We start from the raw sequence: 22,921 nt of genomic DNA on the forward strand, positions 1-22,921 counted from the left end.
GGCGGCCGGAAATGCCGGCAAAACGTGCGAGAGGCGCGCGAGGACGCCCCCCCGCGGCGCCGGAGCGGGCGCACAGCGCAACAGTTGGCCCTGACGTGGCAGGTGGGCTAACGCGGGACGTATGCTCGCGAAGCGCATCATCCCGTGCCTCGACGTCAAGGACGGCCGCGTCGTGAAGGGCGTCCGCTTTGTGGGGCTGCGGGACGCCGGCGATCCCGTCGAGGCCGCCCGCCGTTACGACGCCGAGGGTGCGGACGAGATCACGTTCCTCGACATCACCGCGTCGCACGAGAAGCGCGGCATCATCCTCGACGTCGTGGCGCGCACGGCGGAGGTGCTGTTCACGCCGCTGACGGTCGGAGGCGGCGTCAAGTCCGAGCAGGACATCAAGGCGCTCCTCGACGCGGGTGCGGACAAGGTCGCGATCAACACGGCCGCCGTCAACGATCCCGACCTCGTGCGGCGCGCCGCGGACCGCTGGGGTGCGCAGGCGATCGTCGTGGCGATCGACGCGCGCCGGATCGCGGATCCCTCGCGCGTGGCCTGGACGGTGGTGACCCACGGCGGCCGTCGGGACACGGGGCGCGACGCGGTCGCGTGGGCCGAGGAGATCGCGCGGGCGGGCGCGGGCGAGCTGCTCGTCACGAGCATGGACCGCGACGGCACGCGGGACGGCTACGACCTCCTGCTGACCGCCGCCATCGCGCGGGCCGTGCCGGTCCCGGTGATCGCCTCGGGCGGCGTCGGGACGCTGGATCACCTGCGCGCCGGCCTCGTCGAGGGCGGCGCCGACGCCGCGCTCGCCGCGTCGATCTTCCACGACGCCGAGTACACGATCGGCGAAGCGAAGGCGTACCTCGAGGCGGCGGGGGTGCCGGTCAGGCCGGCGCGCGCGGGCGGGCCGGGCGACGCGGCGGGCCGGGGGCGCTCGTGAGCGCTTGCGTCACCCTGGAGGAGGTCGTCGCGGCGGCGCACGCGCGGAGCGCCTCGCTGGTGCCGGAGACCTCGGGTTACCTCGCGCTCGCCGTCAGCGACGCGACGTCGCGCCTGCCCCTCAGGCTCGACGATCGCGCGGTGCTGCTCACGACCGAGGGCACCGTCACGGTGCGCACGCGCGGCGAGGCGGTGGCGCCGGCCGAGGCGGCGCGGCTGCTGCGCGACCTGCTCGCCCGGCTCCTCGCCGCGTCCGCCGGCAGCATGCCCAACCTCACGGCGACGGCGCGCCCGCGCCCCGCGCACGAGCAGGACCCGGAAGCCGTCGCGCGGGAGCTCGAGGCCGCGCTGATCCCGGTGAACCGCAACGCCGCCCGGCGGGCGCTGGCGCGGCTCGCCCGTGAGACGCTGCGCGCCAAGGAGGCCGGCCGGCTGAGGCGCCCGCGCCCGGAGGTCCAGGCGAAGCCTGCGGCGCCGGAAGCGGACGAGATGCGGCCGCCGCCGCAAGCGGAGCAAACGCGGCGCGATGCGACCGCCGCTTCCCCGCGCAGCGACGCCCCCGCTGCTCCGCGCTGCGACGCCCCCGCTGCCGCGCGCAGCGACGCCCCCGCTGCTCCGCGCTGCGACGCCCCCGCTGCCCCGCTGCCGAATCCCATCGTGGAGCTCACGCTCAGCCCCGGCCCGGTCGCACCTGCGGTCGTGGAGCTCACGCTCAGCCCCGGGCTCGTCGCGTGTGCCATCGCCGGGGTGGCGCCCCCGGCGCCTGCGAGCGCAGGCGATGCTGCCGGTGCGGTAGCTGTCGAGCCGTGTCCCGAGAACCCATCGGCGCCTGCGCACGCCAGCGAGCAGGTCGAGGCGCTGCCGGAGCCCACCCCGACCGTCGTGCAGGCGGTGGTTGAGCTCCATGAGGCCGCAGCGCCGGCCGAGATCCCGGCCATCCCGGAGCTCATCGAGCCTGCTCGGACGATCGCGCCGGTGGCGCCGCTCGCGCGCGCGGCGGCGGAGATCGCTCCTGAAGAAGCGCGGCCCATGCCCGCGCCGTCGCTCGTCGCCTGCGGCCCCTCTGCCTGCAGCGAAGCGCTCACGAGCCCCGAGGGGATCGAGGTGCTCCTCGTCGACTTTTCCCCGGCTCCTCCCGGCGTCGCGCTGTCTTCCCGGGAGCCGACACCGACCCAGTCGATCCTCGTCGAGTTCTCCCCGGATCCCGCCGACGTCGCGCCGCTCTCGCAGGAGCCGACGCCGACCGTGGCCACGGCCGTCTGGGAGGAGAAAGAGGCGGCCGACGGGGCCGACCTCTCCCCCGTGGCAGACGCTCCTGCCAGCGTGACCGAGGTCCCGGAGTCCATCGAGACGTCGCGCGCGCCTGCCATCCATTTCATGGCGGCGGACGCGGCGCTCCAGGTCACACCGGCCTATGGCGCCTGGCCGCTCGTCCGTCGGGCGGACCTCGCCGTGTCCGCGGTTCCTCGAGCGGCCGTCGCGCCGTTCGACGAGACGCCAGCGGCGCGTCACACGCTGCCCTGGCCCCTTCCGGCGCAGCGCAACGACGACGCTCCGGCTGCGCCGCTCCCGACGGCTCCGGCCGCGCCGATCGAGGCCTTGCTCGCGGCGGAGGCCGACGGTCCGGAAACCGCGCACGCCGGCACGCCTCCCGCGGACGCAGCTCCCCAGGAACTGCCCGCTGAAGCAGCAGCTCCCGAGGAACCGCCCGCCGATCCGGCTCCCGAGCTGCCGCCCGCGGACATAGCTCCCGAGCAGGCGCCTGCTGTTCTCGCTCCCGAGGAACTGCCCGTGGACGCAGCTCCCGAGCAGCCGCCCGCGGACATAGCTCCCGAGCAGGCGCCTGCTGTTCTCGCTCCCGAGGAACCGCCCGCAGACGCAGCAGCTCCCGAGCAGCCGCCCGCTGCTCTCGCTCCCGAGGAACTGCCCGTGGACGCAGCAGCTCCCGAGCTGCCGCCCGCTGACCTGGCGCCCCCGGATGCAGCATCAGCGCAGCCTCCCGTCGACGCAGAGCCGGAAGAGACGCCGTGCCCGGCGGAGCTCGGTCCCATCGACGCGATCGTGTGGAACGCCTCGCGGCGATCGCGGAGCGCGCGCCCGCCCGCGGATGGCGTCGGTGCAGGCGCTTCCCGGGTCGACGAGCTCGTCGCGCGCTTCGTCGCGCAGTCCGAGCACAGCGCGCAGCGCCGCGCGGCGCGCAGCATGAAGGCGCTCGCTGGCCTCGACCTCACCCTCACGCCGCCGCCGGTCGCTGCTGTCTCCGGCACCTCCGCGCGCGCCATCCCCGGCGCGCGCCCGCCGCTCGCCGGCGCGCTGCGCCCCGTTGCATCCGAGCGCGCCACGCCCGGATCCGCTCCGGTCGCCCCGATGGACGACGGCAGCAGGCCGCCTGTGCCGCTGGTGGCCCCGCGCCGGCGAGGTCTGTCCTTGTGGCTCGCGCTCCTCGCGCTCGCCCTGCTCTGCGCCGGGCTCGCTGGAACGCTGCGGCCGGAGGTCTTCGCCTCGCTGACGGAGCCGCTCGCACGGGGAGCGCTCCAGATCGTCCCGCGCGCCGAGGCGAGGGCGCCCTCCCCTCACGATTGACGTTGCCCCGGGGGAGCGACGACACTCGTCGCCATGCAAGAGCAGAGCATGGCGGTCGTGAAGTCGCTCGTGAGCGTGGCGTGGGCGGACGGCGAGTTCCACGAGGCCGAGCGCGAGATGGTGGAGGGGCTGATCGCGGCGTTCGAGGCGAACGAGGACCAGGCGAAGGAGATCCGCGCCTACGCCTCCCAGCGAAGGACCCTGGACGACGTGCCGCTCGGCGAGCTCGGCGGCGACGACCGCCGCGCGCTATTGCAGCACGCCGTGCTGCTCACGTTCGTGGACGGCGAGCAGCACGACGCGGAGAAGCAGTACATCGCCGCGCTGAGCAAGAAGCTTGAGCTCCCCGAGCCGGAGTCCGCGGAGATCATCCAGGCGGCCGAGGCCCGCGCCCGACGCCTCCTGACCTTGCTCTGACGCAGCCTGCGCGGCGCCCGAACGCCGCTGGCCCGGCCGCCGCCGGGACTCCCGCTGCGATCTCGGCCGGCCGCCCTCTCCGGCCGGTCGGCCGCGCTCCGCCGTGCTCCGCAAGGAAACCGACCCCAGGCGGAGTCGCTTCGCCGCCATGCGCCGCGCGGTCATGGATCGCCGAGCAGGCTGCCCGCGCGTGAGGTGCCCCAGACAGCGTCGCGCGGCGCAATGCGGGCATCTTCAAAGGCGCGCCACACGCCGCGCTCCCCTACCCCAAGCGCCATCCCCACACCTTCAGCTCCAGGCGGCATTTCCAGCAAGGAAAGGCCTTGGCGGGATAGCGACAGCAGAATCTCTTGACAGCGTGGACGTCATGCAAGATCATATCCAACAAAGATAACGACTTTCATTTTCATGTTCATGAAGGGATTGCCGACCATGCCTGTGAAGAGAACCTGGTTGTCCGCGCAGCGGACCGTGCTCGCGACGTTCGGACTTTCCTGGTGCGTGCTGCTCGGCGGAGTGGCCGCGTGCGGAGACGACTCCGGCGACTCGGCGAACTCCGGGGGCGGCGGCGCCGGCGGCGCTCCCTCGACGAGCAGCAGCGGCGGCGGCGGCGCCGGCGAGGGCGGCGGCACCGGCGGCAGCGACACAGGCGGCGGCGGCGCTGGCGAGGGCGGCGGCGCTGGCGGCAGCGACACAGGCGGCGGCGGCGCCGGCGAGGGCGGCGGCACTGGCGGCAGCGGCACCGGCGGCAGCGACACCGGCGGCGGCGGCGCCGGCGAGGGCGGCGGCGCCGGCGGCAGCGACACCGGCGGCGGCGGCGCCGGCGAGGGCGGCGGCACCGGCGGCAGCGACACCGGCGAGGAGCCTTGGTCGACCGGATTCGCAGGGGTCGTGGCGCTCGACGAAGCCGCGGACGACCGCTTCTGGGCCGTCGCGTTCGACGCCGAGTCCAGAGCTTACGCTGCCGGGCACGTGGCCGTGGCGGGCGACACGTACATGGCGGTGGCGCGCTTCAAGACCGATGGCTCGTTCGACACGACCTTCGGCACGAACGGGGTCGCGAGGGTCAACGTGGTCGCAGGCAAGACCACGGAGACCGCGCGCGGCATCGTCCTGCAGTCGGACGGGAAGGTCGTGCTCGCCGGCCAGGTCGAGCACGACCCGAGCGCCACGCCGTCGGACGCGGATCTCGCGGTCGTGCGGTTCAACACCGACGGCACGCTGGATACGACGTTCGGCACCGAGGGCATCGCCATCCACGATCTCGGCGTCGGCGAGGGCAACACGGGCGATCTGCTCTGGGGCGTCGACCGCGACGCGAGCGATCGGCTGGTCCTCTTCGCCAGCAGGAAGGCGGCGGCTCGCGCCGATCGGGATCGCGCGATCGTGCGGCTCACCGCGAACGGCGCCCTGGACACCACGTTCGCGACGGAGGGCGTCCACACGCTCGACGTCGACGGGCTGAACCTGGGCGACAACCCGCGCAACGGGTTCGTGCAGGCCGACGGCAAGATCTTCTCTTCCGGCTACACGAGCGTGGGCGGCAGGAACCAGATCGTGCTGCTGCGGCTCAACGCGGACGGCACCCCGGATACGACCTTCTCGTCGGACGGCGTCGTGAGGCTCGCGCCGTTCCCGCTCGGCATGGCCGAGGCCTACGGCGCGGCTCGCCAGTCGGACGGCAAGTACGTGACCACCGGCTACGGGCGCTCCGCGGAGAGCGGGCCCGTGGATCTCGTGTCCTTCCGCGTCACGGCCACGGGCGGATTCGACTCCTCCTGGGGCGTGGCCGGCGGCGTCCTGCTCGACGTGGCCGGCGACGACGACCGCGGGCGCAACCTCCTCGCCCTGCCCGACGATCGCGTCGTGATGGTCGGGAGCGCCACCCCGGCGACGGGCAACATCGACGGGATGATCGCCCTGTTCGACAAGAACGGCGCCCTGGACACGCGCTTCGATCCGAACGGATACCGGCGCTACAGCTTCGATCGCCCCGATGACTCGCTCTTCGGCGTCGCGCTGTCGCCGAACGGCGCGTGGCTCGCGGCCGCCGGGTACCGGTCCGACGGCAACGGTCCCGAGGACGACGACGCGACGCTGGTCCTGCTGCCGGTCCCGGCGCAGAGGGACTGACGCTCACACGACCGACGCGCGCCGGGAGGCGCCCCCCCGCCGCGCCGTGCTGACAGGCGGGGGAGCGCTCCCTGCGTGTTGACGGGCAGGGCACGACGGACGATTCTCGCGCGAAACGAGCTCGGGGCCGCCGCGACGCCGGCGGGCCCCGGGCGAGCGCCCGTATCTCGGAGAGGCAGCATGAACAGCGTGAGGCCGACAATGAACCGCGCCCGGAGCGAGAGGGCGGGCCGCCGCTTCTCGACAGCGCTCCTGCTGTCGCTCGTCGGCGTCGCCGCGGCCGCCGGGTGCCGCAAGCCGCCCCCGGACGAGGTGGTCTATACGGGCCAGGGCGCGGGGCCCGGCGTCGCGCAGCCGCCAGGCAGCGGCGGGTCCGCGCCCGTGCCTTCGACCGGGAGCGGCGCCACGAGCACCACGGCGGCCTCCTCCGCGATCGCCACGACCGCTGGCGCCGGGAGCGCCAGCGGCGCGGGGGGCGCCGGGGGCGGCGAACCGGTCCCCGGCGACGTGTGTCCCCCGGTCCCCGTCGCGGAAGGCCCCTTCAGCAAGGCCAAGCTGATCACCGCAGCGGCGGACTGCGCGCTGAACCGCGCCTGCGAGTTCGAGGCGCAGGCGCGCGCGCTGCACGAGAGCGCCGCGGCCCTCGCCCGCGGCCCGGGCGAGCCGAGCGCCGCCGCCGCGCGCGGCGCCTGGCTCGCCGCCATGGCGGTCGGGCAGGAGGTGGAGCTCTTCCGCTTCGGCCCCGCGGCGAGCTCCACGCAGCCCGGAGGACAGGACCTCCGGGATCAGATCTACTCCTGGCCCCTCGTGAGCCGGTGCAAGGTCGAGGAGCAGATCGTGAGCCGCGCCTATGCGCAGCCGAGCTTCTCCTCGTCGCTCATCAACGGGCGCGGCCTCGCGGCGCTCGAGTACCTCGTCTTCTACGGCGGCGGCGACAACGCCTGCTCGCAGTACTCGCCCATCAACGCGAACCGCACGTGGGCGGCGCTCGCCGCGGGAGAGCTCGCGCAGCGCAAGGCCGATTACGCCGCGGCGGCGGCGGCGGACGTGCTCGCCCAGGCGGGCGCGCTCGCGCGCGCATGGGCGCCCGAGGCGGGGAGCTTCCGGGAGAAGCTCACCCAGGCCGGCCAGGGGAGCCCCGTCTTCGCGACCGAGCAGGACGCGCTCAACGCGGTGAGCGACGCGATGTTTTATGTCGAGAAGGAGCTGAAGGACTGGAAGCTCGGGCGCCCGCTCGGCTTCACCGAGGACTGCGTCACGCCCACCTGCCCGGAGGCGCTCGAGTCCCGCTTCGCCCTGGCCTCGGCGGCGCACATCCGGGCCAACCTGCGCGGCTTCCGGCGCCTGTTCCAGGGCTGCGGCGAGGGCGGCGAGGGCGTCGGGTTCGACGACTGGCTGCGCGCGGTCGACTCCGCCGATCTCGCCGATCGCATGCTGGCGGCGCTGTCGGGAGCCCAGTCGGCCGTGGACGCGCTCGACCTGCCGCTGGAGCAGGCGCTCTCGACCGACCGGGCGAAGGTCGAGTCGGTCTACACCGCCGTGAAGGCCCTGACGGACCTGCTCAAGACGGAGTTCGTCAGCGCGCTGAACCTCGAGCTGCCCCAGTCGTCGGAAGGTGACAACGACTGAGCCCCCTGGCCGCGCGGGCCCCCCGGGGCTCGCGGCGGCGTGGTCGCGCGCGGCTGCGGCGCTGCATCGAGCGCTGTTTCGCCCGATCGACATCGCCTGGCTCGCGGCGTTCCGCGCCCTGTTCGGGCTCACGATGTGCGTGAGCATGGCGCGCTTCATCGCGTATGGCTGGATCGACGAGTTCTTCGTCAAGCCGGGCTTTCACTTCAAGTACTGGGGCCTCGCGTGGGTCGAGCCGCTCTCGCCGGCCGGGATGCACGCCCTGTTCTGGGCGCTCGCGGCGCTCGCCCTGGCGCTCGCCCTCGGCTTCATGTTCCGCGTCGCGGCGCCCCTGTTCGTCGTCGGCTTCACCTACCTGCAGGTCATCGACGTCACGACGTACCTCAACCACTACTACCTGGCGAGCCTGCTGGGCCTGTTGCTCGCGGCGTCGCCGGCGCACCGCGCCTGGTCCATCGACGCGCTGCTCTCGCGGCGCAGCGAGCGCTCCGTCTCCGCTGCGTGGCTCTACCTGCTGCGCTTCCAGGTCGGCGTCGTGTACACGTTCGCGGGGCTCGCCAAGGCCGACGCCGACTGGCTCCTGCACGCGCAGCCGCTCCGCATCTGGCTCGGCTCGCGCACGGACATGGCGGTCCTCGGCCCGCTCTTCACGCACCCGTGGGCCGCGCCGCTCATGAGCTGGGCGGGCTTCCTGTTCGACACCAGCATCGTCTGGCTGCTCCTCTGCCGGAGGCTCCGCCCCTTCGCGTACGCCGCGGTGATCCTGTTCCACGTCGTCACGCGCGCGCTGTTTCCGATCGGGATGTTCCCGGTGATCATGGTCCTCTCCGCGCTCGTGTTCTTCCCCCCGGAGTGGCCCCGGCGGGTCCTCTCCCGGCTCCGAGCGCGCGCGCTCCCCGCCCGCGGCGGCGCCGGCGCGCCGCAAGCGCCGCAAGCGCCGCAAGCGCCTACAGACGAACCTGCCCTCCCCCCGGCGGCGCCGCCCTCGCGATCGCTGCGCGCCCTCGGGCTCGCGCTGGGCGCCGCGTACTGCGCGGTTCAGCTCGCGATGCCGCTCCGCTTCCTGGCGTACGGCGGCAACGTGCGCTGGCACGAGCAGGGGATGCGCTTCTCCTGGCGCGTGATGGTGCGCGAGAAGAACGGGAGCGTCACTTTCATCGTCCGCAGCAGGCAGACCGGCCGGACATGGCATGTGAGCCCGCGGGAGTACCTGACGCGCCTGCAGGAGCGCGAGATGGCGGGCCAGCCCGATCTCATCCTGCAGCTCTCCCGTCACATCCGCGAGGACTTCGAGCGCCGCGGCCGCGGGCCGGTGGAGGTGCGCGCCGACGCCCTCGTCTCGCTCAACGGCCGCCGCATCGCGCGCCTCATCGATCCCGGCGTCGATCTCGCCGCGGTCCGCGACGGCCTCGGCCCGGCGCCCTACATCCTTCCAGCTCCAGAGGGGCCTCCCCCCCACATCCGCCCCCTCTGATCGACGCGCGCGTCCACGTCGGGCTCCACGCGCGACTCAACGTCGGACGCCAGGTCAGAACGACGCCTTGGCCCCGATCTGGATCCAGCGCGGCGCGTTCGGCCGGGCGCCGAAGGGCCGGCGCGACACGATGTACTGGGAGCCGAGGAGGTTCCGCGCGTTCGCGTAGAGCACGAGCGGCCCGACGACACGCACCCTGGCGCTCGCGTCGAAGAGGAGCTGCTCGTCGGTGGCGAGCGCCCGGGACATGGGCTCGCTGCCGGCCTTCTCCCGCATGGCCGACACGTAGGTGGCGCCCACGGCGACGCCGGCGCGCTCGTGCTCGACCCCGACCGAGAGGCTCGCCTGGTGCCGCGGGACATAAGGCATCTCGTCCCCCTTCACGACGCGGCCGAAGATGGGGTCGTCCGAGGCGAAGCTCGAGAGGAACTCGGTCCGGGTGAGCGTGTAGGCCGCGGTGATCGGCAGCTTGAGCTGGCCGAGCGGGACCTCGTGCTCCGCATACGCCTCGATGCCGTAGATCCGGGCCTCGCCCGCGTCGTACTGGCGATCGAGATCCGCGTCGAGACAGCCGCTGGAGAGCGTGCAGACATCCGTGATGTTCGAGTAATCGTTGAAGTAGCCGATGATCTCCGCGCGCAGCGGCCCGTCGGCGAAGCGAGCGCCGCCCTCGTAGTTCACGCTGAGCTCGGGCTCGACATGCTCGTCGCTCCCCGGGGCCGGGGGGCTGAATCCTCGGTAGGCCCCGGCCAGGAGGCCGAGCGCCTCGGTGATCGCAAGGTAGGCGCCGGCGCCTGGCAGGAGCGCCTGCGCGAGCCGCGTTCGCTCGCTCCCGGCCGCGCGATCCACGAGGGCAGAGCGCATGAGCTCGATCCGGACGCCGGGCGTCACCGTGAGCGCTCTCCAGGTGATCGCGTCGCTCGCGTGGAGCGCGACCGCCTCGGTCCATGCCTCGTTGAACTGGGTCACGACGGTCGGTCCGCCGTCCGGCACGAGCGCGCCGCCGAGCACGAGAAACCCGTTCTCGCTGTGGCGGCGCTCGACCCGATCGTGGTGCAGGCGCAGGCCGTACTCGACGCGGTGCGAGACGGGCCCCGTGGTGACATTCCAGCGGACGCGGGTCTCCACGCCTTGCGCGACGAAGTCGCGCTCGTTGGGGCCGATGAGCAGCGCCTCGCCCGGCGTCGAGCTGTCGAGCTGCCCGGTCAGCACGGCGTAGTACACAGCGTTCTGCGGCGTGTCCGGGGCGGCGAGCACGTCGAACAGGTTGGCCCCGCGGAAGCCGTTCACCTTGCGCCACACGCGCGAGAAGTCGTTCCGGTACACGGTCGTCGTCACCGACAGGTCGCGCGACGGCTCGAGCACGTGGGTCACGGCGACAGCGGTGCGGTGGTTGCGCATGCGGTCGAGCGCGGTCACCCCGTAACGGCGGAGCGGGTTCTCCTCGAAGTCCTCGTCCGTGATGCCGAGGTACGTCTCGTTGGAGAGCTCTTCCGAGTAGGTGAGCTTGAGGCGGAGCTCGTTCTTGATGCGGGCGGCCGGGTCGACGAGGTAACTGCCCTTGACCATCACCTCGTTGCGGTAAAACCCTGTGTCCGCGCCGCTCGGGAGCTCCTTGAAGCCGTCGCTCCGCAGGTGCACGCCCTCGACGAGGAAGTCCATCTGCCCGTCGCTCGTCCCGAGATAGGCGTGCGCCTTGCCGTAGCCGTACTGGCCCAGCGCGAGATCGAGCGCGCCCGACGCGAGCGACGGGGCGGAGCGGGTGACGAGATCCACGGTGCCCCCCACGGTCTGCGGGCCATAGGCGATGGCGCCCGGCCCCTTGATCACGCGCACGTTCGACATGCGGGTGATGAGCGGGAAGTAATAAGCGGCTGGCGCGGAGTACGGCGCAGGAGAGATGGGGACGCCATCCTCCATGAGCGTCACCTTCTTGCTGCGATCGGGGTTGACGCCGCGAACACCGATGTTCGGCCGCAGGCCCAGCCCGTCTTCACCCCTCACGTACACGCCGGGAACGCTGACCAGCACGGCGTGGGGATCGTCGTGCTCGAAGCGCTCGAGCTGGCGGCTCTTGATCACATGAGCCGAGCCCGCGGTCCGCGTCACGCGCGTGCCCGCGACCGTCACCTCCACCGGCGCATCGCCGGCAGGCGCCGCCTGCGCCGGTGCAGCGCCTTCATGGTTCACCGCCGGCGCGCCGCCGGAGGGTGCCGCCGGCCCACCGCCGGGAGCAGCCGCCGGCGCTGGCGCAGCAGCGTCCTGGTCCCCTGCCGGCGCATCGCCGGCAGGCGCTGCCGGCGCATCACCGGGAGGCGCCGCCGGCGCATCACCGGGAGGCGTCGCCGGCGCATCGCCGGGAGGCGCCGGCGGCGCCGGTGCAGGTGCGTCCCGGCCCGCCGGCGGCGCTCCCGTGCCCGGAGGCGCTCCAGGCATCGCTGGATCCCCCGGGGCATCCGCGCTCGGTTCAGGAGACTGCGCATGAGCGACCCCGGCCACGGTGATCAGAAGCACGGGAACAGCGAGCCCGAGACGGGCCCGGAAGGGACGGGTCTGCGTTGACATGTAATATATATTACTAACTCACTGAATCGCACCGCATCGCGAGCTCGGTGGGCTCACGGCGTGTCGAACTCGCGGTCATCAGGGGCCTACTACAAATGAAAGTCAACATCGAGTAGCCCTTGAACAGCGCAGGCCGACGTGCGCTCACGCGAGACGGCAGCGCAGACGACAGGGAGCGTGCACCGCCGTCCGCGCAGCCACAGAAGGTCTCCGCCGGTCCGAGAGAGGCCGCCTCGTTCTCAGGCCCAGGAGCGCGTTCGGAATGGAAGAGGGCGGGCGTCTCGTCGACGACACGCCTCCGATGGGCTGCCCGGCAGGGCCGAGGCTTCCACGCGATGTTGCCGCGCCGTCGCGACCACGTCGCTCCTTCAGCGCATCTTCCCGCCGCTCGGACCGCCCCGGAGCGTTCGTCGTCGAGGAGTGCTCATGAATTACGACATCGGCATGATCTGCCCAGCCTGCGGCTGCGTCACCATCTTCCAGGCCGGCACCACCACCCCGCGGCGATGCGCGCGCTGCCACGACATGGACGCGGAGGCTCCGCTCCCGCCGCCAGCGTACGAGCGGCCGACATTCGCCGGCGGGCGCAGCCGGAGGCCCGAGGCCGCGCAGCTCGACTGGATGGAATGATCAGACCGGCGCGCCGAGCTGCCGAAGGAGCTCCCGCACCACCCCGCAAGCGCAGTGCTCCCGGTAGGCGCGCGTCGAGCGCACGTCGTCGATGGGCGAGATGTCCTGCGCGACCGCCGCGTCGATCTCCGCCGCGGTGAGCTCGGCGAGCGGACGGGACATGCAGAGCGCGCGCACGCTCGGCAGGAGCGCCGTCGTCGGCGCGACCGACGCCATCCCCAGCCCGAGCCGCGCGGCGCGCCCGGATCGCACCTCGGCCACGCCCGCGAGCGCGACCTTCGAGATCGCCTGCGCCCGTCGCGCGCCGATCTTCCGCCAGTACCAGGGCGACCCGGGCGCCGGCAACGCGATCTCCACAGAGACGATCACCTCGTCCGGCGCGCGCGACGTGCGCTTGTAGCCCGTCTGCAGGGCGCCCATCGGGATGCGCCGCTCCCCGCGGACGCTCTGCACCACGACGGTCGCGTCGTAGGCGGCGAGCGCGGCGACGCCGTCGGCGGCCGGCGACGCCGTGGCCAGGTTGCCGCCGAGCGTGCCGCGCGCCTGGATCTGCACCGCGCCCACGTCGCGGCTCATCCGCGCGAGGAGCGGCGCCCGCGCGGCGATCGCGTCGCTCCGGAGCATCTCCAGGTAGGTCGTCGCGGCGCCGACCCGGAGCGTGTCGCCGGAGAGCGAGATGCCTCGCAGCTCCGAGAGCCGGGACACGTCGACGACGAGCGGCGCCGCCGGGCTCCCTGCCGCGACCTCGAGCGGAGGCCTGAGCTCCTGCTCGACGACCCAGTCGGTGCCGCCGGCCAGGAGCGTGACCGGCGCGCCCAGCGCGGCCCGCTCCGCCACGATCTCGCACAGCGGACCGAGCCCGGCGACGCGCCGCATCTCGAACAGGCGCAGATCGGCGAGGCTCACTGCGCCGCCCCTCCCCCGCCGCGGCGCAGCGCGGCGGCTGCGCGGACGCTCTCGACGATCCGCTGGTACCCGGTGCAGCGGCACAGGTTGCCAGCGAGCGCCTCGCGCACCTCGAGCTCCGACGGATCCGGGCTCCGCGCGAGCAGCGCCTCCGCCGAGAGGAGCATGCCCGGCGTGCAGATCCCGCACTGCGCGCCCCCCTCCTCGACGAAGCAGCGCTGCAGCGGCGACAGGTGTCCGGCGCAGGCGAGGCCCTCGACCGTCGTCACGTGCCGCCCCTCGCACTGCCCGATCGCGACGAGGCAAGCGTTCACGGGGTCGCCGTCGAGCAGCACCGTGCACGCGCCGCACTCGCCCTCCGCGCACCCCTCCTTCGTGCCCGTGAGCCCGAGCGGCCCCCGGAGCGCGTCGAGCAGCCGCGAGAGCGGCGGCAGATCGACCTCGCGCGGCGAGCCGTTGACGACGAGCGATACCTTCATAGACGCTCCCCTCTCCCCGCCAAACGGCGTGACGCCGCGGCGCCCCGCGCCGCCTCGAGCAAACGCTCCGGCGTGAGCGGCAGCGCGCACGCGGCGATCCCCGTCGCGTGCTCGACCGCCGCGGCCACGGCGGGCGCGCCGCCATCCATCGGCATCTCGCCGATGCCCTTGGCCCCGCCGCCTGGACCGAACGGGAACGGCTCCTCGACGAGCACGACATGGAACGGCGGCGCGTCGAGCGACGTCGGGATGATGTAGTTGGTCATCCGCGGGTTCTTGATCTTGCCGCCCTGCCAGACGATCTCCTCGGAGAGCGCCCAGCCGATCGCCTGGAGGCTGCCGCCCTCGATCTGCCCCTTGCACATCACCGGGTGGATCGCCTTGCCCACGTCGGTGGCCGACCAGAAGTCGACGACCTTCACCTCGAAGGTGTCGAGGTCCACCTCGACCTCGGCCACGTCGCACGCCCAGCCGAAGCACGGGTACGCGTCTCCCTTGTACGCCTCGTCGTCCCAGCGCACGTAGCCCGGCGGCTCGTACTGCTTGAGCGACGTCACCTGGCCCTCGCGCGCCAGCAGCCGATCGGCCGCCTCCTCGAAGCTCAGCGCCGCCGGCGCCGACGCCTGCTCCGCGCGCACGCGGCTCGCCAGCTCCCGCGCCGCGGCCTCGACGATCGAGCCGACCACCATCACCGTGCGCGACGCCACCGTGGGGCCCGAGTCGGGCACCGTCGTCGTGCACGGCACCGCGAACTCGACCCGATCGAGCGGCAGCCCCGCCGCGTCCGCGGCGATCTGCCGGAACACCGTCTCCGTCCCCTGGCCGATGTCCGTCGACGCCGTGCGGATGCGGAGCCGCCCGCCGGGCGCGAGATCCAGCGCGACCTTTCCCTTGTAGTAGCGCTCTCCCGACCCGGTGAAGCCCGCGCCGTGCATGAACACCGAGAGCCCGATCCCGCGCGCGACGCGCCCGCGGACGACCGGCCCGGCCGCGCGCTTCTGCCGGTAACCGCTCGCCGCGATCGCCCGCGTGATGCACTCCTCGCCCGCGACGCTCACGCGGAGCACCTGCCCCGTCGCTGTCGAGTCGCCGGGGCGAAGCACGTTCTTCGCCTTCAGATCGAGCGGATCGCAGCCGAGCTCCCGCGCGACACGGTCGAGGTGCCGCTCGATCGCCCAGATCGTCTGCGGCGCGCCGAAGCCGCGAAAGGCGCCGTTCGGGGGCGTGTTCGTGGCCACCGCGGTCGCCTCGATCCACACGTCGTCCCAGCGGTAGGCGCCCGCGGCGTGGAGGGCGCCGCGCGACAGGACCACCTGCGTCAGCGTCGCGTACGCGCCGCCGTCCATGAGGATCCGGATCTTCAGCGCGCGCAGCGCGCCGTCGCGATCGCAGCCGCTCGTGATCTCGCAGGACGCCGGGTGGCGCTTCGTCGTCGCCTCGATGTCCTCCGTCCGGTCGTAGATCATGCGCACCGGGCGGCCGCTCTTCCTCGCGAGCAGCGCCGCGTGGAGCGCGATGATCGACGGGTACTCCTCCTTGCCCCCGAAGCCGCCCCCCGTCACCGACTGGGTGATGTGGATCCGATCGGGAGGGAGCCCGAACGCCTTCAGGAACGCCTTGTGGACGTAGAACGGGCACTGGATCGAGCCCGTCGCGTGCGCGCCGGCCTCGTCCCACCAGGCGATGACCCCCTGCGGCTCGATGTAGAGCTGCTCCTGGTGGTGCGAGGCGTACGTCCCGGTGACGACCACCTCGCAGCGCGCGAGCGCCGCGTCGATCGCGGCCTCGCTCGCCTCGCCGCGCTCCCGCGCGGCGTCGGCGCGCCCGTGCGTGATGAGGTACCGCTTGATGACGTTGTCCGTGCCCCAGAGGATCTCCCCACCATCGAGCGCGGCGCGCGCGTCGAGCACCGGCGGCAGCGGATCGATGTCGAGCGCGACGGCCTGGACCGCCCGCGCGAGCTTCAGCCGGTCCGCGCAGCCGAGCAGGACGATCGGCTCGTAGGCATGGTTCACCTTTCCGGTCGCGAGGATCGGCTGATCGTCCAGGATCAGCGCGACCACGTTGACCGGGACATCCTCGGCGAGCACGACGGTGACGTCGCTCCAGTCGAACGCGGGGTCGAGCCGCACTCCCCGCAAGATCCCGCGGGGCACGGGGCTCCGCACGGTGCGCCCGAAGATCTCCCCCGGCATCGCCGGGATGTCGTCGACGTAGCGCGACGCCCCCGTGACCTTGGGAGGGCCGTCCGTACGGGGCACGCTGCTCCCCACGGTGCTCGCTGACGCTGGAGGGCTCGTCGCCATTCGTATGCTCCTCCTGACCGACGATAGCCCGGTCCCCGGGGACGCGTCGACCCGAGCGCGCCGCGGCGTGACCCGCGCAGGGGACGATCGCCGGCCGCCTTCAGGCGAGAAAGCGCGGCGGGCCCCCGAGCACGCGGAGCACGTCGACCGGCACATTCAGGTCGTGCAGCACCCCTGGATCGTCCACCTCCTCGTCGACGCACCTGTCGCCGAGCGCCCTCAGGTGATCCCGGAGCGGCGGTGGATCGGCCTCCAGGTAGCGCTGGAGCGCCTCGGTGCGCAGCACCACCGGGTGCCCGCCGCGGCCGAGGTGTCGCGGCCGCACCGCGAGCGGCGGCGTCGGCGTCGTCAAGCAGGCGCCCGCCTCGAGGCGGGCGAGCAGCCGCGCCACCGTCGCGGCGCGCGCGGGCGGCACGTCGACCGGCGTCACGATGACGGCGTCGGCGTCGCCGATGCGCGGCGTGGCGACGGCCAGCGAGCCCGCCGGCCCGAGGTCGTCCGGCGCGGACCACGAGACCAGGTCGATGCCCGGCTGCACATGGGCCAGCAGCGCGTGAAAGACGGAGCTGCGCACCACCACGAGCACCCGCGCGCTCTCGGCCGAGAGGCGGGCCTCCGCGTGCGCGATCGCCAGCGGCCGCTCGGCCCCGCCCTTCGTCGATGACGGCCACGCCAGGAGCGCCTTCGGCCCCCCGAGCCGCTTGCCCGCGCCCGCGGCGAGCACGATCGTGGTCACTCGATTCATCCAGCCTGCTCCTCTCCGGCGGACGTCGTGCCGGCCGATGACCATCGAGCGCGCTGCCGCCCCGCGCGCCACGCGACGAGCTCTGCGGCCAGGGCGACGCTGATCTCGGCCGGCGTGCGCGCCCCGATGTCGAGGCCGACCGGCATCCTGACCCGCGCGACGTCGCCCTCCGGCACCCCCCTCGCCTCGAGCCGCGCGCGCGTTCGCGCTGCCTTCGCGCGGCTCCCGACGCCGCCCACGTACCCGAAGCCGCGCGCGAGCGCCCACGCGAGCGCCTCTTGATCGAGGGCGTGGTCGTGCGTCATCACGAGCGCCGCCGCCTCGCCGAGCTCCCTCGGCAGGCCCGTCAGCACCTCCGGGTCGTCGTGCTCGGCGAGCACGAGCCGCACCTGCTCCCCGGGCGCCGGCGCGAGATCCCGCGGCGCATCGTCGTACGCCGACGGCGCGCGGGCGAGCGGCGCCGCCGCCGGCACGCGGGCGGGGTCGGCGGCGGCGGCGCGCGCATCGCAGAGGGTCACGCGGAAGCCCAGCGACGCGAGGAGCGGCGCGGCGAACGCGCCCACGTGCCCGGCGCCGATCACGAGGACGTGCACAGCGGGCAGCATCGGCTCGATGAGCACCTCGACCGAGCCGCCGCAGCACATGCCCAGCGTCGGGCCCAGGCGGAACGTCTCGAGCTTCGGCGCGCTGGCGAGCTCGTTGAGCGCGCGCCCCATGATGCCGAGCGCCGCCCGCTCGACGGCGCCGCCGCCGATCGTGCCGATCGCGGTGAGATCCTCGAACAGGCAGAGCTTCTGCCCCGGCGTCGACGGCGCCGAGCCGTGCCGCGCCACCACCGAGGCGAGCACCACCCGACGCCCCGCCTCGAGCGCGTCCAGGGCCGCCCGAAGCACGTCGTGCGGGAACGCCGTCCTCGGGATGACCTGGCTCAGATCCGGCATGGTTGAGACTCTAGCGACCCGGCGACCGAAAACGAGAGCGCCGAGAGCCCCGGCGCCGAAAGAGCTTGCTGGAACGCCGCGCTTGTCGCGAAAGTCGAGCGCGCTCGCAGAGCGGCGCAGGCGTCCCCCGAGATCCCGTCCCGCTGTGACCGCCGGGATCCACATAAATACGCGGAGCTACAAGCCACGATGACCCCCCCCGCCACGCTCGACCCCGACCTCCAGCGCGCCCTCTCCGATCCGGGCTTCACGCCGGGCCGCCGCCACTTCGCCGCCCTGATGGATCTGCTCGAGACGGCCGATGAGCCCGCCGAGCTGGCGGAGCGGGCGCTGCGGCGCGCCGGCGCTGCGGCGCTGCCCGCCGCGCTCGAGCGCGCGGCCGGCGCGCCGCCCGCGCTGCGCGCGCCGCTCACCCGGCTCGTCGGCAAGCTGATGGCCGCGGGGCCGATCGATCCCGAGGTCTCGGAGCGGGCGCGCGACTACCTGCTCGCCTGCCTCGGCGACGACGATCGCCGCACGCGCCGCATGGCGGCGGTGGCGCTCGGTAAGCCGCACGCGGCGGACGCCGGGCGGGCGCTCGTCGAGCAGGCGCTCGCCGCGGCGGCGCGCAGCGAGCGCTCGCCCGACGTCCGCCGCGCGCTCATCAACGCGCTCGGCAAGGTCGGCGGCAGCGCCGCGCTCGAGGCGCTGGCCGAGCTCGACGGCGACGACATCGCCGGCGTGCGCGCGCGCGCCGAGCTCCTGGCCAGGAGGACCCTCACGCGCGGTGAGCCGTCCGAGATCGCCGGCGATCGCGCGCCGGAGCGCCCCCTCCGGGTGGCGGTGCGCTGCCGGCGCGGGCTCGAGGCGATCCTCGCGGAGGAGCTCGCGGCGCTCGACGCGGACTCTCCCGGCGGGGCGCTCGTCCCCGAGCTCCGGAGCGATCCGTGCGGCGGCGCGCGGGTCGAGGCGGTGCTGAGCGGCCGCCTCGACGTCCTGTTCGGGGCGCGCACGATGCTGTCGTTCGCGTTCCCGCTGCCGCTGCGGAAGCTCGACCAGGGCGCCGACCTCGCCGCGGCGGTCGCGGAGCGGCTGCTCTCGCGGGAGGCGCGCGAGATCCTGCGCCGCTTCACCCAGGGCGCGATCCGCTACCGCATCGACTGGGCCGGCGGCGGCAAGCGCAGGGCAGCGGTGTTCCGCGCCGCGGCGGCCGTGGAGGCGGAGGCCCCGGAGCTCGTCAACGATCCGACCCAGAGCACGTGGGACGTTGTCGTCTACGAGGGCGCGGGCCGTGTCCGGGTCGAGCTCGCGCCGCGCCTGCCCGACCCACGGTTCGCGTATCGCCGGGGCGACGTGCCCGCGGCGTCACACCCGACGATCGCGGCCGCGCTCGCGCGCATCGCGGGGGCGCGCGGCGACGACGTCGTCTGGGATCCGTTCGTCGGCTCGGGCCTCGAGCTCTGCGAGCGCGCCCTGCTCGGACCGTACCGGCGGCTCGTGGGCTCGGATCGCGATCCTCGAGCCCTGCAGATCGCGCGCGAGAACCTCGACGCCGCGGGCGCGCGGGGCGCGGAGCTCCTCCAGCGCGACGCGGGCGGCGCGCCGCCCCCGGGCGAGGCGCCCACGCTGATCCTGACGAACCCGCCCCTCGGGCGGCGCGTCGAGCGCACGGGAGATCTCGACGCCATGCTCGATCGCTTCGTCGAGGGCGCCGCGCGCGCGCTCGCGCCGGGCGGCAGGATGGTGTGGATCTCGCCGTTCCCCGAGCGGACCGAGGCCGTCGCGCGCCGCTCAGGCCTCCGGCCCGAGACGCTCCTGCGCGTGGACATGGGCGGCTTCGACGCGCAGATCCAGAGCTTCCACAAGGAGGCGATCCGGCCGCGAGCGGGCCACGATCGGCGCGACGGCCAGCGCGGGGACCGGCTCGACCACCCCCCTGCCGGGCGCGGTGGGCGCGGCCCCCAGCAGGCCGAGCTGCGCGGCGAACAGCATCGCCCCCCCCGCCAGGAGCAGCGCAACCACCACCGCGATGATGATCCCGAGCCGCCCCGAGCGGTCAGGCGGCACGTCGGTGATCAGACCGAGGCCGTCGGCCGCGCCGAGGGGCGACGGCGCCGGCGCGGCTGAGCCCTGCGCTGCGCGCTGAGCGGGCGCCGCGCTCTGCTGCGCGGCGACGGCGCCGTGCGTGGCCGCCGAGGCTTGCTGCGATGGGCTGAGCGCGCCGGCTGCGCCGGAGGTCGGCCCGAGGAGCGCTCCGCCCCCCGCGTCGGCCCTCGTGGACGACGCGGCCGCGGGCGCCCCCGCGGCTCGTTCGAGCGGCGCCGCAGCGGAGCGACCTGTCGCCGCATCAGCGAGCGCCTGGGGCGCGCCGAGCGTCGGCGTCGCGTCGACCAGGGGCGGCACGACCGGCGTGGGAGCTTCCCGCGTCCGCGTGGGGACGTCGTCGTCATCCTCATCGTCGCGGTCGTCGACGACCGTGGGCGCATCGAGCGTGGGCTCGTCGAGCATGTCCTCGTCGAGATCGCCGAGGAAAGGTAGCTCGCCGCTCCGGGGCTGAGGTCTCGCGACAGCTTCGGGCTCTGCGTCCGGGCGCTCGCGCCCCGGGAACGCCGGCGCCGGCGCTGCGACAGCGGGCGGCTCTCGAGGCCCTCCAGCCGCCGGCGCCGCGCCTGGCGCGGGCCGCCCCGCGTCGGGCGCGCGATGCGCGGCGGGCGCCGCTCCTCCGGAGCGCGCGGGCGCTGCGGCCGCTGGCCCAGCGGGCCCGCGGAAGTTCAGGGGCGTCGCCTCCCGCGTGGCCATCCTGGGCTCCGAGCCCTCGCGGGCGTCGCCGGACGTCTGGGTCACCGGGACAGCCCCCACACCCGGAACGCGCGCTCGCGCGACCGGGGCGCGCCCTTGCGCGGCCGGAGCCGCGGCGGGCGCCCTGGGGATCGGGGCGGCGCCCGCCCTGGGGGCCGACGCGCCGGGTTGCGCCGCCGGGGGCCGCGCGCGCTCGGCCGGGAGGGGCGGCGCCGGTTGACCCGCGGCCGCCGCCGCCGCGCGCTGCGCGATGACCTCGTCGAGCTGGCTCGAGCTGAACGGCGAGACCCGCATCAGCGTGCGCACCTCGTCGTCGTCCTCGTCGTTCGTCGCGTCCTCGTCGTCGAGCGGGAGCAGCGTGCGCACCGCGGGATCGGGGTGCCATTCCTCGAGCGCGCGCCGGAACGCGGCGGCGTTGGTCGTGCGCGCGGAGCGATCGCGCTGGAACGCATCGTCGAGGACCCGCTGGAGATCGTCGTCGCCCACGTCGAAGACGGCGAGCGGCGCCGGCGAGGAGCTCGAGATCCGTTGCCGCGTCTCGGCGTCGCTCCCGCCGCCGAAGGCGCTCGCCCCGGTCAGCACCTCGTAGAGCGTCGCCGCGATGGCCCACACGTCGTCGCCGGCCGAGAGCGTCCCGCCCCCGACCCGCTCGGGCGACTGGTACGCGATGCGGCTCGGCGTCTGGCGCAGGTCGGCCAGGATCGCCTTCGAGGTGCGATCGACCGCGGTCGTGAGCACGCACTCCGGCGAGATGGCGCCGTGCGCGACGCCGAGGGCGTGAAGCGCCTCGATCCGCTTCGCAAGACGAATGGCCCAGCCGACGGCGTCGAGCTCGTTCAGCGGGCCATCGCGCAAGATCCGAGTTGCAAGCGTTTCCACTTACGAAGCCAGGGTAGTACCGGTCCGCCGAAGTTTGTACCTGGATCCGCGCGCCGTTCGTCCACAGGGCGACCGATTCCAGGGTGCGCGCCTCGCCGCGTACGCTCGGAGGCGGCGCCCCTGACGGACGGCGCTGGCGCGCGGATCCGCGGCGCGGGGAGCCGCGCTCGTCATGACCGCTCGCCCCCGGCCGCGTCGGTCGGGACGATGCGGACGCGCCGTACCCGCCGGCCGGCGACATCCATTGCCACGAGCGTGTAGCCCTCGCACTCGACGCGCTCGCCCGCCTCGGGTGGGTGCTCGAGCCGGCCGAGCATGTAGCCGCCGACCGTCTCGACGGTCTTCACCTCGGGCAGCAGCACGATGTGCGCGTCGCGCTCCAGGTCCGTCAGCAGGACGCGGCCGTCGACGTCGACGATGCCCCCGCCGCGGCGGTGGATGGGCGGCACCTCCTCGTCGTTCTCGTCGCGGATCTCCCCGACGATCTCCTCGATGAGGTCCTCCATCGTCACGAGCCCCATGAACTCGCCCGAGGCCGACGTGATGATCGCCACCGGCACCTGGCGCGCCTGCATCTCGAGGCGGAGGCGCTCGACCGAGGTGTTCTCGCGCGCGAAGATCGGCTTGCGGAGCAGCTCGGCCACGCGCGCCGCGCGGCGGCGGTGGCTCAGGACGTCGAACAGGTCGCGCAGGTGCAGGTAGCCGAGCACGTTCTTGCCCTGCTCGTCGAGCACCGGGTACCGGGAGTACCCGGCGTCCGCCACGATCCGCACCGCCTCCTCGATCGTCATGTTCGCGCGCAGGGTCGCCGCGTCGGAGCGGAGCGACATCACGTGCCTCGCCGTGCGCCGGCGCAGATCGAAGATGCGCACGAGCATGCTGCGCAGCGCCGGATCGAGCCCCGCGGGGCTCTTGGTCAAGAGCAGCCGGAGCTCCTCCGACGTGTGCGCGATCTCCTCCTCGCCCACGGGCCGGAGCCCGAAGAGGCGGACGAACCCGTTCGCCATCGAGTTGAGCACCCAGATGACCGGCCACATCAGGACGAAGAACCCGTGCAGCGGCCGCGCCGCCCAGAGCGTAACCTTCTCGGTCCGCTGGATCGCGAGCGACTTCGGCGCGAGCTCCCCGATCACGGTGTGGAGCGCCGTGATCAGGATGAACGAGATGCCGATGGCGATGGCGTGCGCGCCGACCCCCGACCAGGCGTCGAGCGGCGCGAGCAACGGCTCGATGAGGTGGGCGATGGCCGGCTCGCCGATCCAGCCGAGCCCGAGGGACGCGAGCGTGATGCCCAGCTGGTTGGCGGACAGGTACGCGTCGAGCCGCTGCGACATCTGCAGCGCGAGCCGGGCCCGCGCGTCCCCCTCGCGCACGAGCTGCTCCAGCCGCGTCGGCCGCATCTTGACGATGGCGAACTCGGACGCGACGAAGAACGCGTTGAGGAGCACCAGGAGCAAGGTGCCCAGGAGGTAGACGAACGTCATGCCGGTCGACGTCCTCCCCCCGGCGCGCCCGCCGCCCCG

16 protein-coding genes are annotated in these 22,921 nt (G+C 74.1%); 8 read left to right on the top strand and 8 right to left on the bottom strand.

The annotated features are described in order from the left end of the window. Positions 1–121 precede the first annotated feature (121 nt). From hisF to WMF11_RS33230, 6 genes are all read left to right on the top strand, one after another. Positions 122–934, top strand: coding sequence for an imidazole glycerol phosphate synthase subunit HisF (gene hisF / locus WMF11_RS33205; RefSeq protein WP_437851199.1), 813 nt, complete (start codon positions 122–124; stop codon positions 932–934). After that, the gene (locus tag WMF11_RS33210; protein ID WP_437973584.1) at positions 931–3,516 is read left to right on the top strand and encodes a hypothetical protein; all 2,586 of its coding nucleotides are present in this window, start codon (positions 931–933) and stop codon (positions 3,514–3,516) included. The genes hisF and WMF11_RS33210 overlap by 4 nt, the downstream gene beginning before the upstream one ends. Before the next feature lie 33 nt (positions 3,517–3,549). After that, positions 3,550–3,933, top strand: coding sequence for a TerB family tellurite resistance protein (locus tag WMF11_RS33215; RefSeq protein ID WP_437542893.1), 384 nt, complete (start codon positions 3,550–3,552; stop codon positions 3,931–3,933). Positions 3,934–4,365: 432 nt separating this feature from the next. Continuing rightward, positions 4,366–6,066, top strand: a complete 1,701-nt coding sequence (locus WMF11_RS33220; protein WP_437973585.1) for a delta-60 repeat domain-containing protein — start codon at positions 4,366–4,368, stop codon at positions 6,064–6,066. Positions 6,067–6,246: 180 nt separating this feature from the next. Further along, a complete protein-coding gene (locus WMF11_RS33225) occupies positions 6,247–7,695 on the top strand; it encodes an imelysin family protein (protein WP_437903270.1) in 1,449 nt (482 codons plus the stop codon). Further along, positions 7,682–9,169 carry an HTTM domain-containing protein gene (locus WMF11_RS33230; protein ID WP_437973586.1) on the top strand — a complete coding sequence of 496 codons (1,488 nt, stop codon included), beginning with the start codon at positions 7,682–7,684 and terminating at the stop codon, positions 9,167–9,169. Before WMF11_RS33225 ends, WMF11_RS33230 begins: the two co-directional genes overlap by 14 nt. 54 nt (positions 9,170–9,223) lie before the next feature. Here the strand turns inward: WMF11_RS33230 and WMF11_RS33235 are convergent, their stop codons facing one another. Both WMF11_RS33235 and WMF11_RS33240 read right to left on the bottom strand, forming a co-directional pair. Further along, positions 9,224–11,359, bottom strand: a complete 2,136-nt coding sequence (locus WMF11_RS33235; protein WP_437973587.1) for a TonB-dependent receptor family protein — start codon at positions 11,357–11,359, stop codon at positions 9,224–9,226. After that, a complete protein-coding gene (locus tag WMF11_RS33240; RefSeq protein ID WP_437973588.1) occupies positions 11,356–11,652 on the bottom strand; it encodes a hypothetical protein in 297 nt (98 codons plus the stop codon). Before WMF11_RS33240 ends, WMF11_RS33235 begins: the two co-directional genes overlap by 4 nt. Positions 11,653–12,160: 508 nt before the next feature. Here WMF11_RS33240 and WMF11_RS33245 point away from each other — a divergent pair. After that, complete coding sequence (locus WMF11_RS33245) at positions 12,161–12,364, top strand: hypothetical protein (protein WP_437903273.1); 204 nt, start codon at positions 12,161–12,163, stop codon at positions 12,362–12,364. On the opposite strand, the gene WMF11_RS33250 is transcribed toward WMF11_RS33245, so the two are convergent. From WMF11_RS33250 to WMF11_RS33270, 5 genes are all read right to left on the bottom strand, one after another. Continuing rightward, entirely contained in the window at positions 12,365–13,270 is a 906-nt protein-coding gene (locus WMF11_RS33250; RefSeq protein ID WP_437903274.1) for an FAD binding domain-containing protein, read from the bottom strand. Further along, entirely contained in the window at positions 13,267–13,749 is a 483-nt protein-coding gene (locus tag WMF11_RS33255) for a (2Fe-2S)-binding protein (RefSeq protein ID WP_437709066.1), read from the bottom strand. Before WMF11_RS33255 ends, WMF11_RS33250 begins: the two co-directional genes overlap by 4 nt. After that, entirely contained in the window at positions 13,746–16,055 is a 2,310-nt protein-coding gene (locus tag WMF11_RS33260) for a xanthine dehydrogenase family protein molybdopterin-binding subunit (RefSeq protein ID WP_437973589.1), read from the bottom strand. The genes WMF11_RS33255 and WMF11_RS33260 overlap by 4 nt, the downstream gene beginning before the upstream one ends. A gap of 100 nt (positions 16,056–16,155) precedes the next feature. Further along, positions 16,156–16,800 carry a nucleotidyltransferase family protein gene (locus tag WMF11_RS33265; RefSeq protein WP_437903276.1) on the bottom strand — a complete coding sequence of 215 codons (645 nt, stop codon included), beginning with the start codon at positions 16,798–16,800 and terminating at the stop codon, positions 16,156–16,158. After that, on the bottom strand, positions 16,797–17,741 hold the full coding sequence (locus tag WMF11_RS33270) for an XdhC family protein (RefSeq protein ID WP_437973590.1): 945 nt from the start codon (positions 17,739–17,741) through the stop codon (positions 16,797–16,799). The genes WMF11_RS33265 and WMF11_RS33270 overlap by 4 nt, the downstream gene beginning before the upstream one ends. A gap of 189 nt (positions 17,742–17,930) precedes the next feature. Here WMF11_RS33270 and WMF11_RS33275 point away from each other — a divergent pair, with 189 nt between their 5' ends. Next, the gene (locus WMF11_RS33275; protein WP_437973591.1) at positions 17,931–19,847 is read left to right on the top strand and encodes a HEAT repeat domain-containing protein; all 1,917 of its coding nucleotides are present in this window, start codon (positions 17,931–17,933) and stop codon (positions 19,845–19,847) included. A gap of 1,721 nt (positions 19,848–21,568) precedes the next feature. Here the strand turns inward: WMF11_RS33275 and WMF11_RS33280 are convergent. Further along, positions 21,569–22,882: a hemolysin family protein gene (locus WMF11_RS33280; protein ID WP_437542919.1), complete on the bottom strand. Its 1,314-nt coding sequence runs from the start codon at positions 22,880–22,882 to the stop codon at positions 21,569–21,571. Between the last annotated feature and the right edge of the window lie 39 nt (positions 22,883–22,921).

Source organism: Sorangium sp. So ce295, from assembly GCF_051527405.1.
Lineage (GTDB): Bacteria > Myxococcota_A > Polyangia > Polyangiales > Polyangiaceae > Sorangium > Sorangium cellulosum_B.

Coding starts and splice junctions, on each gene's coding strand:
- hisF (WP_437851199.1), top strand. CDS start 122: ATGCTCGCGAAGCGCATCATCCCGTGCCTCGACGTCAAGGACGGCCGC.
- WMF11_RS33270 (WP_437973590.1), bottom strand. CDS start 17,741: ATGCCGGATCTGAGCCAGGTCATCCCGAGGACGGCGTTCCCGCACGAC.
- WMF11_RS33260 (WP_437973589.1), bottom strand. CDS start 16,055: ATGGCGACGAGCCCTCCAGCGTCAGCGAGCACCGTGGGGAGCAGCGTG.
- WMF11_RS33225 (WP_437903270.1), top strand. CDS start 6,247: ATGAACAGCGTGAGGCCGACAATGAACCGCGCCCGGAGCGAGAGGGCG.
- WMF11_RS33215 (WP_437542893.1), top strand. CDS start 3,550: ATGCAAGAGCAGAGCATGGCGGTCGTGAAGTCGCTCGTGAGCGTGGCG.
- WMF11_RS33220 (WP_437973585.1), top strand. CDS start 4,366: ATGCCTGTGAAGAGAACCTGGTTGTCCGCGCAGCGGACCGTGCTCGCG.
- WMF11_RS33280 (WP_437542919.1), bottom strand. CDS start 22,882: ATGACGTTCGTCTACCTCCTGGGCACCTTGCTCCTGGTGCTCCTCAAC.
- WMF11_RS33240 (WP_437973588.1), bottom strand. CDS start 11,652: ATGCGCAGTCTCCTGAACCGAGCGCGGATGCCCCGGGGGATCCAGCGA.
- WMF11_RS33265 (WP_437903276.1), bottom strand. CDS start 16,800: ATGAATCGAGTGACCACGATCGTGCTCGCCGCGGGCGCGGGCAAGCGG.
- WMF11_RS33275 (WP_437973591.1), top strand. CDS start 17,931: ATGACCCCCCCCGCCACGCTCGACCCCGACCTCCAGCGCGCCCTCTCC.
- WMF11_RS33255 (WP_437709066.1), bottom strand. CDS start 13,749: ATGAAGGTATCGCTCGTCGTCAACGGCTCGCCGCGCGAGGTCGATCTG.
- WMF11_RS33245 (WP_437903273.1), top strand. CDS start 12,161: ATGAATTACGACATCGGCATGATCTGCCCAGCCTGCGGCTGCGTCACC.